Origin of the sequence: Pseudomonas akapageensis (genome assembly GCF_011355085.1) — a bacterium.
GTDB lineage: Bacteria > Pseudomonadota > Gammaproteobacteria > Pseudomonadales > Pseudomonadaceae > Aquipseudomonas > Aquipseudomonas akapageensis.
Genome location: NZ_VXCP01000038.1, coordinates 187909 through 198517, shown reverse-complemented (window position 1 = coordinate 198517; position 10609 = coordinate 187909). Strand labels below are relative to the sequence as shown.

At 62.2% G+C, this 10609-nt stretch carries 8 protein-coding genes and 1 pseudogene; 5 read left to right on the top strand and 4 right to left on the bottom strand.

Annotated features, from left to right (window positions below):
* The 5 genes and pseudogenes from glyA to F2S13_RS22815 all read left to right on the top strand — a co-directional run.
* Nucleotides 1–346: pseudogene (glyA, locus tag F2S13_RS22835) on the top strand (serine hydroxymethyltransferase); the annotation flags it as partial.
* A 28-nt stretch (nucleotides 347–374) separates the two neighbouring features.
* Nucleotides 375–1751 carry an L-serine ammonia-lyase gene (locus tag F2S13_RS22830; protein ID WP_166365069.1) on the top strand — a complete coding sequence of 459 codons (1377 nt, stop codon included), beginning with the start codon at nucleotides 375–377 and terminating at the stop codon, nucleotides 1749–1751.
* 9 nt (nucleotides 1752–1760) lie between these two features.
* The gene (gene gcvT, locus F2S13_RS22825) at nucleotides 1761–2882 is read left to right on the top strand and encodes a glycine cleavage system aminomethyltransferase GcvT (protein WP_166365067.1); all 1122 of its coding nucleotides are present in this window, start codon (nucleotides 1761–1763) and stop codon (nucleotides 2880–2882) included.
* A gap of 24 nt (nucleotides 2883–2906) precedes the next feature.
* Complete coding sequence (gene lipA / locus F2S13_RS22820) at nucleotides 2907–3878, top strand: lipoyl synthase (RefSeq protein ID WP_425500242.1); 972 nt, start codon at nucleotides 2907–2909, stop codon at nucleotides 3876–3878.
* A 48-nt stretch (nucleotides 3879–3926) separates the two neighbouring features.
* Nucleotides 3927–5594 carry a BCCT family transporter gene (locus F2S13_RS22815; RefSeq protein WP_166365063.1) on the top strand — a complete coding sequence of 556 codons (1668 nt, stop codon included), beginning with the start codon at nucleotides 3927–3929 and terminating at the stop codon, nucleotides 5592–5594.
* Nucleotides 5595–5716: 122 nt separating this feature from the next.
* Here F2S13_RS22815 and F2S13_RS22810 read toward each other — a convergent pair whose 3' ends face one another.
* Genes F2S13_RS22810 through F2S13_RS22795 form a run of 4 tightly spaced genes read right to left on the bottom strand, consistent with a single transcriptional unit; the run spans nucleotide 5717 to nucleotide 10502 of the window.
* On the bottom strand, nucleotides 5717–7159 hold the full coding sequence (locus tag F2S13_RS22810) for a mannose-1-phosphate guanylyltransferase/mannose-6-phosphate isomerase (RefSeq protein WP_166365061.1): 1443 nt from the start codon (nucleotides 7157–7159) through the stop codon (nucleotides 5717–5719).
* A gap of 33 nt (nucleotides 7160–7192) precedes the next feature.
* Nucleotides 7193–7846 (bottom strand): alginate O-acetyltransferase AlgF, encoded by a 654-nt coding sequence (locus F2S13_RS22805; protein ID WP_166365059.1) that lies wholly within the window; start codon nucleotides 7844–7846, stop codon nucleotides 7193–7195.
* A 14-nt stretch (nucleotides 7847–7860) separates the two neighbouring features.
* Nucleotides 7861–9033, bottom strand: a complete 1173-nt coding sequence (locus F2S13_RS22800; RefSeq protein WP_166365057.1) for an alginate O-acetyltransferase — start codon at nucleotides 9031–9033, stop codon at nucleotides 7861–7863.
* A gap of 11 nt (nucleotides 9034–9044) precedes the next feature.
* Nucleotides 9045–10502: an MBOAT family O-acyltransferase gene (locus F2S13_RS22795; RefSeq protein WP_166365055.1), complete on the bottom strand. Its 1458-nt coding sequence runs from the start codon at nucleotides 10500–10502 to the stop codon at nucleotides 9045–9047.
* Nucleotides 10503–10609: the final 107 nt, after the last annotated feature.

Here is a 10609-nt window from a genome sequence, read left to right as displayed (position 1 = left end):
GCGCGGCTATGACGTGGTCTCTGGCGGCACCGACAACCACCTGTTCCTGGTCAGCCTGATTCGCCAGGGCATCACTGGCAAGGACGCGGATGCAGCCCTCGGGCGTGCCCATATCACCGTGAACAAGAACGCCGTGCCCAACGACCCGCAATCGCCATTCGTGACTTCAGGCCTGCGCATCGGTACCCCGGCGGTGACCACCCGTGGCTTCCAGGTGCCGGAATGCCGCGCCCTGGCGACCTGGATCTGCGACATCCTCGACCACCTCGGCGATGCCGATGTCGAGGCCCAGGTGGCCAAACAGGTGGCGGAGCTCTGCGCACTGTTCCCGGTTTACCCGGCCTGAACCCAGGGTTCGATTTGCGGAGGCGTGTATGTCGCTAAGTGTTTTTGATCTGTTCAAGGTGGGCATCGGCCCGTCCAGTTCCCACACCGTCGGGCCGATGCGCGCGGCCGTGCGCTTCGTGGAGGGCCTCAAGGCGCAAGGGCTGCTGACCCAGGTGGCGAGCCTGCGCGCCGAGCTGTATGGCTCGCTCGGCGCCACCGGCAAGGGCCACGGCAGCGACAAGGCCGTGTTGCTGGGGCTGGAGGGCGAGTACCCGGACACCGTGGATACTTCCACGGTCGAAGCGCGGCTGGCGACGATCCGGGGTTCCGGGACATTGTCGCTGCTGGGTGAGAAGACCATCCGCTTCGTCGAGAAAGAACACTTGGCGATGATCCGCAAACCCTTGCCTTACCACCCTAACGGCATGATCTTGCGCGCCTTCGATGCAGCAGGCTTGCAGCTGTGCAGCCGCGAGTATTACTCGGTGGGTGGCGGTTTCGTCGTGGACGAGGAGGCCGTCGGCGTCAACCGCATTGTGGAAGACCGCACCCCGTTGCGTTTTCCCTTCCTGAGCGGGCGCGAGCTGCTGGCGCAATGCACTCAGCATGGCCTTTCGGTCAGCCAGTTGATGGCCGAGAACGAAAAGGCCTGGCGCAGCCCGGAGCAGACGCGCCAGGGCTTGCTGCACATCTGGCAGGTGATGCAGGACTGCGTCCAGGCGGGCTGTCGCAACGAAGGGATCATGCCCGGCGGGCTCAAGGTCAAGCGTCGCGCGGCGGCCTTGCACCGTCAGCTCAACGCAAGTCCTGAAGCGAACCTGCGGGACAGCCTTTCGGTGCTCGACTGGGTCAACCTCTACGCCCTGGCGGTAAACGAAGAAAACGCCAGCGGCGGGCGCGTGGTCACGGCACCCACCAACGGCGCGGCCGGCATCATCCCGGCGGTGCTGCATTACTACACGCGTTTCGTGCCGGGGGCGAACGAGGACGGGGTGGTGCGCTTTCTGCTGACCGCCGCCGCGATCGGCATTCTCTACAAGGAAAATGCCTCGATTTCGGGGGCTGAAGTCGGCTGTCAGGGGGAAGTGGGCGTGGCCTGTTCGATGGCTGCCGGTGCCTTGTGTGAGGTGCTTGGCGGCACGGTGCAGCAAGTCGAAAACGCCGCCGAGATCGGCATGGAACACAACCTGGGGCTGACTTGCGACCCGATTGGCGGGCTTGTACAGGTGCCCTGCATCGAGCGCAACGCCATGGGCTCGGTCAAGGCCATCAACGCGGCGCGCATGGCTTTGCGCGGGGATGGGCAGCACTTCGTTTCCCTCGACAAGGTGATTCGCACCATGCGCCAGACCGGCGCCGACATGAAAAGCAAATACAAAGAGACCGCCCGCGGCGGGCTGGCCGTCAATATCATCGAATGCTAGGAGTCACCCATGTCCACCGAACAACTACAAAAAACCCCACTGCACACCCTGCACCTGGAACTGGGCGCACGCATGGTACCTTTCGCCGGCTATGACATGCCGGTCCAGTACCCCTTGGGCGTGATGAAAGAACACCTGCACACCCGTGAACAGGCCGGCCTGTTCGACGTCTCGCACATGGGCCAGATCCGTCTGCACGGCGCGGGCGCCGCCAAGGCTCTGGAGACCCTGGTACCGGTCGATATCATCGATCTGCCGGTGGGCATGCAGCGCTACGCGCTGTTCACCAATGACGACGGTGGCATCCTCGACGACCTGATGGTCGCCAACGCCGGTGATTACCTGTTCCTGGTGGTCAACGCCGCCTGCAAGGAGCAGGACCTGGCTCACCTCAAGCAGCACCTGGAAGGGCAGTGCGAAGTCGAGTCGCTGTTCGACAGCCGGGCCTTGCTCGCCCTGCAAGGCCCGACGGCGGCCACGGTGCTCAGCCGCCTGGCGCCTGAGGTGAAGGCCATGACCTTCATGCAATTCGCCAGCGTGAAGTTGCTCGGCGTCGACTGCTACGTCAGCCGCTCGGGTTATACCGGCGAAGATGGCTACGAGATCTCCGTGCCGGTGGCGGACGCACAAATGCTTGCCCGTTCCTTGTTGGCCGAGCCGGAGGTCAAGGCCATCGGCCTGGGCGCCCGCGACTCGCTGCGCCTGGAAGCCGGCCTGTGCCTGTATGGCCACGACATGGAACAACGCACCACGCCGATCGAGGCCAGCCTGGCCTGGGCCATCTCCAAGGCGCGGCGTGCCGAGGGGGTGCGCGCCGGTGGCTTCCCCGGTGCCGAGCGTATCCTCGCCCAGCAGCGCGAAGGGGTGGTCAGCAAGCGTGTCGGGCTGTTGCCCACGGAGCGGGTGCCGGTGCGTGAAGGGGCGTTGATCGTCAACGCCCAGGAGCAGGTGATCGGCCGCGTCACCAGCGGCGGGTTCGGCCCGAGCCTGGGCGGGCCTCTGGCGATGGGTTATGTGGAGAGCGCCTTTGCGTCGCTGGAGACCGAAGTCTTCGCCCAGGTGCGCGGCAAGCTGGTGTCGATGCACGTGGTCCGCACGCCGTTCGTGGCGCAACGTTATTACCGGGGCTGAAGGCCCGATTGCTGGAGCATGATCATGAACGAAACCCTGTCTGTTGCCACTCGCCCGCAACCCTTGCAGGCCGGGGTGAAACTGCGCGGTGCCGAAAAGGTGGCGCGCATCCCGGTGAAAATCCTGCCCACCGAAGAGGTGCCGCGCAAGCCCGACTGGATCCGCGTGGAAATTCCCACGTCACCTGAGGTGGCGCGGGTCAAGGCGTTGCTGCGCAAGCACAAGCTGCATAGCGTCTGCGAGGAGGCGTCCTGCCCGAACCTGGGCGAATGTTTCTCCGGCGGCACGGCGACCTTCATGATCATGGGCGACATCTGCACCCGGCGTTGTCCTTTCTGCGATGTCGGTCACGGCCGGCCCAAGCCGCTGGACGTCGACGAGCCGAAGAACCTGGCGATCGCCATCGCCGATCTGCGCCTGAAGTACGTGGTCATCACCTCGGTGGACCGGGACGACCTGCGCGATGGTGGCGCCCAGCACTTCGTCGATTGCTTGCGCGAGATCCGCAAGCTGTCGCCAGGCATCCAGCTGGAAACCCTGGTGCCCGATTATCGGGGGCGCATGGACGTGGCCCTGGCCATCACCGAACAGGAGTCGCCGGACGTGTTCAACCACAACCTGGAAACCGTGCCACGCCTGTACAAGGCCGCGCGGCCCGGTTCGGATTTCGAGTGGTCGTTGGACTTGCTGGAGAACTTCAAAAAGCGCGTACCGGGCGTGCCGACCAAGTCCGGGCTGATGCTTGGGCTAGGCGAGACCGATGAAGAAGTGATCGAAGTGATGCAGCGCATGCGCGAGCATCAGGTCGACATGCTGACCCTGGGGCAATACCTGCAACCCTCGCGCAGCCACCTGCCGGTGCAGCGCTTCGTGCACCCGGACACCTTTGCCTGGTTTGCCGAACAGGGGTTGCAGATGGGGTTCAGGAATGTGGCTTCGGGGCCGTTGGTGCGGTCGTCGTACCATGCCGATCAGCAGGTGCATGGAGCAAAGTAGCCACCGCTCGATAATAAAAACCAACACAGCCGGTTTAGAAGGGATCCTATGAAAATTTCCGTGAAAGCGACTCCGGCTCAGCCGGATACAGAGCGCCTCAAGGCCAGCAAGGACTACCTGCTGATTGTGGTCAGCGTGGTTTCGATTTTCCTCACCGTATACGCCCTGGCGGCCTTCCCGGTGCGCTCGGAACAGGTGGCCCATGAGTTGTTCCTGTCCGCCACCAGCCTGCTCTCGGCGCCGGTGCTGGTCATCTTCCTGGCCTTCGTGGTGGGTTCGCTGTTCATCATTTTCAGCAAGTACGGCAATATCCGTCTGGGTTCGGGCCAGCCCGAATTCAAGACCATTCCCTGGATCTTCATGTTCATCTGCGCAGGCCTCAGTTCGGCCACGCTCTATTGGGGCCTGGTGGAATGGGCCTATTACTACAACACACCGGGCCTGAACATCGCAGCCAAGTCGACCCAGGCGCTGGACATGAGCATCGCCTATGCCTTCTTCCACTGGGGTTTCGGCACCTGGGCCTGTTACGCAGTCGGCGGCATGGCGATGGCGTACTACTACCACGTGCGCAAGCACAACAAGCTCAGTCTGGCTGGCATCATTGAAGCGGTCACCGGCTTCAAGGCAGACGGCCCGGTTGGGCGGCTGGTCGACATCCTCTTCCTGATCGGCACCTTTGGCGGGCTCACCGTGACCATGGTGGTCACGACGCTGACCTTTTCCAACGGCCTGTCCAACCTGACGGGGCTGGAAAACAACTTCGTCATGCAAGCGGGCATCGTACTGCTGATCGCAAGCATCTTCTCGCTCAGCTCTTACATCGGCCTGGAAGGCGGCATGCAGCGTCTGGCGAGCATGGTCTGCTGGGGTGCGCTGTTTTGTGCCCTGGCTGTGCTGGTGGTGGGGCCGACCGGCTTCATCGTCAACAACACGGTCAATGGCGTGGGGTTGATGTTTTCCAACTTCCTGCACATGAGTCTGTTCACCGACCCTTCGGGCAGTGGCGAATTCACCCGCGACTGGACGGTGTTCTACTGGTTCTGGGCCATCTCCTATACGCCAGCGGTATCCATCTTCGTCGCCCGCGTCTCCCGTGGCCGTACCCTGAAAGAAGTCTCGGCGGCGTTGTTGCTCGGTGGCAGCGTGAGTTGCTGGGTGATCTTCGGCAGCCTCAGCGGCTATGGTATCGATCAGTTGATCCAGGGGCATCTTGACGTACCGGCCATCGTTGCCAGCCAGGGCGGGGAGGTGGCCATCACCCACTTGCTCGATGGTTTCCCCATGTCGACCCTGGCGACCGCGTTTTACCTATTCGTGATGGTGATCTTCCTGGCCTCGCACATTGACGCTTCGGCCTACACCGTAGCCGCCGCGACCACCCGCAACCTGCCCGAAGGCCGCGACCCTTCGCCCTTCCTGCGTCTGTTCTGGTGCGTGATGCTGGCGTTGGTACCGTTGACCATGATTGCCAACCAGATCTCCCTGAAAACCGTGAAGACCTCGGTCATTCTGACTTCGATTCCGTTCCTGTTCCTGTTGGTGGCCATGGCTTATGGGCTGGTCAAGTGGCTCCATGCCGACTATCGCCATCGCAGTGCCGAAGATATTGAGGCTGAGTCGCGGCGTTTGGGGGAAGAGGGGCACGAAGCAGGGCGGCAGGGCACGCTTGCGCCTTTGGCTGCTGATGCATCGGCCATTGTCGAGCCGATATAACCGCGGCGCCCTTATCGCGGGCAAGTCGAGTCGTCGCACCGCCGCTCCCACAGAGTACAGGGCACATGTAATTCCTGTGGGAGCTGGCTTGCCAGCGATAAGGCCCGAAGGGCCTTCCGGTTTCACCGCGCAATCGTCTTGATCGACACCCCTGGCACAGTCCGCCCGTAAATATCCTCGAGCCGCTCAATATCATCCTCACCCAGGTAGCTCCCTGACTGCACCTCGATGATCTCCAGCGGGATCTTGCCCGGGTTGCGCAGGCGGTGCACCGAGGCGATCGGGATGTAGGTCGACTGGTTCTCGGTCAGCAGGAACACGTTCTCGTCACAGGTGACTTCAGCGGTGCCCGAGACGACGATCCAGTGTTCAGCGCGGTGGTGGTGCATCTGCAGGGACAGGCAGGCACCCGGTTTGACCGAGATGTGCTTGACCTGGAAACGTCCGCCCATGTCCACCGAATCGTAGGAGCCCCATGGACGATAGACTTCGCAGTGGTTCTGGGTTTCGCTGCGGCCTTGCTCGTTCAGGGTGTTGACCAGCTGCTTGACGCCCTGAACCTTGTCCTTGTGGGCAATCATCATGGCGTCCTTGGTTTCGACCACTACTATGTTGTCCAGGCCGATCACCGACACCAGCTTGCCGCTGCTGTGGATCATGCAGTTGCGGCTGTCCTGGACCACCACGTCGCCCTTGGCCACGTTGCCGTGGTGATCCTTTTCGTGGACGTCCCACAGTGACGACCAGCAACCGACATCGCTCCAGCCGGCGCTCAGTGGCACCACGCAGGCGGCCTGGGTCTTTTCCATCACCGCGTAGTCGATGGAGGTGTCCGGGCAGCAGGCGAAGGTGGCTTCGTCGATCTCGATGTTGTCACCGTCGTGCTTGCTGCCTTCCAGGGTCAGCAGGCAGGTGTCGTAGATGTCGGGATCGTGCTTTTTCAGCTCTTCGAGGAAGCGGCTGGCGCGGAACAGGAACATGCCGCTGTTCCAGAAATAGCCGCCGGCCTGGACGAACTCGTTCGCGCGTTTCTCATTCGGTTTCTCGACGAACTTGGCCACCCGGCTAATGCCTTCGGGCAGCAGGGCATCGTTGCTCGACTTGATGTAGCCGTAACCGGTCTCCGGTTTGGTCGCCGGCACGCCGAACAGCACCATCTCGCCGCGCTCGGCCGCCACGGTGGCCAGGGCCAGGGCTCGTTGCAGTGCGTTCTGGTCATCGATCACATGGTCGGCCGGCAATACCAGCATCAACTCGTCACGTCCTTCGTTGAGCAGCTTCATCGCGGTGAGGGCCACGGCCGGCGCAGTATTGCGGCCGAAGGGCTCCAACAGGATCGCCTGGGTTTTCAGTTTGAGGTTGGCCAGTTGTTCGTTGACGATGAAACGGTGGTCCTTGTTGCAGACCACGATGGGGTGCTCCACGCCTTCGAGCACCAGGCGCGCGAGGGTCTGCTGGAACAGGGTGTGCTCGCCGGTCAGGGCCAGGAACTGTTTGGGGAATTGCTTGCGCGACAGGGGCCAGAGGCGGGAACCGCTACCACCGGACAGAATGACTGGGATCATGGGGTTTCTCCTGAAAAATTAGAATAGGGTGAGTTAGCGGGTGGACACTGGGCGCTTGACCCAGACCGGGGACAGGCTGCTGCCGGTGCCGGTGACATACAGCACCGCCGCCTCGCCGCGCTCCAGGGCCACCGGCTTGAGGTCGCTGACTTTGGTGTCGCCGGCATACAGCGCCAGGCTGACTTTCACCGGGTTGATTTCACGCTCGCCACGGCCCTTGGCAGCCACGTCCTTGACCACGTCGGTCTTGCCGTCGGCGGTCTTGAGCGTCAGCGCCTTGTCGCTGAGGTTCTGCACGCGCACCAGGGATTTCTGCCTGTTCTTGAACGGCGGTTCATCGACCAGTTGCAGTGGGCCACCGACGTTGTAGACCAGGGTGTAGTAGTGGTCGGAAGCGAGCTTCACCGGCAAAGTCTGGCTGCCGACCTTGGCGCTGTAGTCGCCCTGGGGCATATAGCTGAAGTCGCTGCTGGCCTGGGGTTTGACTTCGTTGAGGTTGGTCGTGCCGACGCTGGCGCTCACGTCTTGATTGCCGGCGTTGTAGATGCGCACGAAGGTTGAACCCTTGGGTGCGGTCGGGCCGTACAACGCGGCATCGCCACCGGCGAAAGCCTGAATCGATATCACGCTGAGGCCAGCGACCAGAGCGAAACGTTTGGCAAGACGAGGAGTGGGAGTGAACGTCATGGAGTGCCTCTCTTTCAGTTTTGCGCCCGGTCGGGCATTTCGGATTCAGTGTTGACTGTCACGTTCTGTTGGCGCACGCCGGCTTGTTTGAGCGCTGCGACCCACTGCGGATCGGCGTCGCCGATTTCGTTGTTAACAGGCAGATAGCGTTCAGGGAACTCCCAGATCAGCACCTGTGGCGGACTGTTCTTGAAGTCATCGCTCTTCAGGTAGCCGAGCATCGGCTGAATCGGGCCGTGGCCCTGTTCGGCGTAATTGATCACGTCGCTGTGCAGCGCTTGTTTGAGCGCACCGACGAAGTTCCAGTCGGGGTTGGCGCTGTAGCTGGTGCCGATCAGGGCCACCGGCACTTCGTTGTTGGTGAACAGCGCGTCGTCACCGGCAGTTTGCTCGGCGGCCACGGTGTTGCGCTTTTGTAGCGGCTCATGGGGCGGCATCAGATTTGCGAACAGCGGATCGAGCGGCAGGAACAAAAGCAGGTCGCCCTTGTGCGTGACTTTTTCCGCTGGGGTGGTGACGAAGCGCTGCGGTTCGCCGCGAAGCACGAACTTGTCGATGATCGCCCTGGCCAGGGTGTTGGCGACGATCTCGGCGCCTTCCGGGGTCCAATGGGTGTCGGTGCGCAGGAACACTTGCTGACCGTTTTGCTTGGCCTGTTGCAGAGGGCCGAGCAGGTTGGGGGCGAGGATCTTGTCCGCCGCGACCCGGGCGTGAAAGTCCTGGTAGAGGTAGGCGTGGATGCTTGCGGGTTTGGCTTCACCCAGGTGTTCCGGATACAGGCGAACCTTGCTCGGCACGATCGCCAACACCAGTTCCACGCCTTGCTCTTTCAGGGTCTGGCGCACGCCTTCGATCAGCGCGTAGTTGCCTTGCAGGTTCAGTTCTTCGTTGACGACCGGTTTGATTTCCTCGTCGCTGAACAGCCACTGGTCGCGACCGAGCACCACGCCCGGACGACCTTCGTTGAACAGTTTGAAATCCAGCGCGGCCCAGAGGTTGGTGCCCAGGCGCTTGATCGGGAATTCGTCGTCGTAGTGGGTCTCGACGGCCTTGGCCCAGCGGCCGTTGAGCAGCGTGGCGTCGCTGTTGGTGGTGAAGCCCATGAAGCTGCGCAGGGACCAGGCCCCCAGGCACAGCAGCATGGCCAGGAACAGCGCGATATAGAGGATGCGTAATGAGCGGGTCATGGTCGGCGCCCTCAGAACTGGAAGTAAAGGAACGGCGAGAAGCTCTGCGCCGAAAGTTTGAGAATCGAGGCCACGAACAGCAGCAGTACCAGCGCACGGCTGGCATACAGCGACCAGTCGATGGCGATGGCGTTGCCCTGCTGTACGTCGACAGCAACGGCGACCGGTTGTGGTTGCTGATTGCGGTAGAAATCACGCAGGCCGAAGAACGCCAGGGTGGCGTAGGCCACAACCAGGGTGGCGACTTGCAGGCCGGTCAGGCTGGCGCGGTTGAGTTCGGACAATTGCCAGTCGCTGAAACTGAACATGGCACCGTACATACGCCCGGCCACGTGCAGGTTCTCGGCACGGAAGATCACCCAGCCCATCACCACCAGCAGGAAGGTCAGCGCCCAACGCACGAGATTGAAACGGCGCGGCGTGGTGTTGATGCCCAAGGCTTTCTCGATGGCCAGCCACGTGCCATGCCAGGCGCCCCAGACGATGTAGGTGATGTTCGCGCCATGCCACAGCCCGCCCAGCAACATGGTCAGGAACAGGTTGCGATAAGTGATCAGGGTGCCTTTGCGGTTACCGCCCAAGGTGATGTACAGGTAGTCGCGCAACCAGGTGGACAGGCTGATGTGCCAGCGCCGCCAGAACTCGGTGATCGACTGGCTGATGTACGGCTGCTTGAAGTTTTCCATGAAGCGGAAACCCATCATCAGGCCCAGGCCGATGGCCATGTCGCTGTAGCCGGAGAAGTCGAAATACAGCTGCGCGGTGTAGGCCAGGGCGCCGAGCCAGGCGTCACCGGTAGTCGGGTTCTGCAGGGCGAAGCAATGGTCGGCGACCACCGCCAGGGTGTCGGCGATGAACACCTTCTTGATGAAACCCTGCATGAAGCGCGTGGCCCCTTCACTGAACTTGTCCAGGGTATGGGTGCGGTTGTTGAACTGGTCGGCCAGGTCGCGAAAGCGCAACACGGGGCCGGCGATCAGGTGCGGGAAGATCGCGACGAAGGCGGCAAAGTCGATCAGGTTGCGCGTGGCCGGGGTATCGCCGCGGTACACGTCGATGATGTAGCTGATCGACTCGAAGATGTAGAACGAGATCCCGATCGGCAGCAGGACGTGGGTCAGGATGAACGGCTCCAGGCCGAACGAGGTCATGATCGCGTTGAGGCTGTCGACGCCGAAGTTGGCGTACTTGAAATAGCCGAGGATGCACAGGTCCACGGCCACGCCCAGCAGCAGCCAGCGCTGGGCGGGTTTGGTCCGCACACCCGCCGCGCCTACCCGCAGGCCGATCCAGTAGTTCCACAGGGTGACGGCGGCGAACAGCGCGAGGAAGTCCACCCGCCACCAGGCGTAGAACACGTAGCTGGCAACCAGCAACAGCAGATTGCGATAGCGTTGCCCGCTCAGGTAGTACAAGCCGAGAAAGACCGGCAAGAACAGGAACAGGAACACGTTGGATGAAAACACCATCCCGATCTCTCCTTGTTATTCAACAGTCGAGGGCAAAGCCCCCCCAAACCCCCCATGAAAATCGGGGGTATTCACCTCGTTCCCACGCTCTGCGTGGGAATGCCTCG

What these genes read in the sequence shown, in the direction of transcription:
- F2S13_RS22830 (WP_166365069.1), top strand. Translation starts at nt 375, where the DNA reads ATGTCGCTAAGTGTTTTTGATCTGTTCAAGGTGGGCATCGGCCCGTCC.
- F2S13_RS22810 (WP_166365061.1), bottom strand. Translation starts at nt 7,159, where the DNA reads ATGATCCCAGTCATTCTGTCCGGTGGTAGCGGTTCCCGCCTCTGGCCC.
- F2S13_RS22805 (WP_166365059.1), bottom strand. Translation starts at nt 7,846, where the DNA reads ATGACGTTCACTCCCACTCCTCGTCTTGCCAAACGTTTCGCTCTGGTC.
- F2S13_RS22800 (WP_166365057.1), bottom strand. Translation starts at nt 9,033, where the DNA reads ATGACCCGCTCATTACGCATCCTCTATATCGCGCTGTTCCTGGCCATG.
- lipA (WP_425500242.1), top strand. Translation starts at nt 2,907, where the DNA reads ATGAACGAAACCCTGTCTGTTGCCACTCGCCCGCAACCCTTGCAGGCC.
- F2S13_RS22795 (WP_166365055.1), bottom strand. Translation starts at nt 10,502, where the DNA reads ATGGTGTTTTCATCCAACGTGTTCCTGTTCCTGTTCTTGCCGGTCTTT.
- F2S13_RS22815 (WP_166365063.1), top strand. Translation starts at nt 3,927, where the DNA reads ATGAAAATTTCCGTGAAAGCGACTCCGGCTCAGCCGGATACAGAGCGC.
- gcvT (WP_166365067.1), top strand. Translation starts at nt 1,761, where the DNA reads ATGTCCACCGAACAACTACAAAAAACCCCACTGCACACCCTGCACCTG.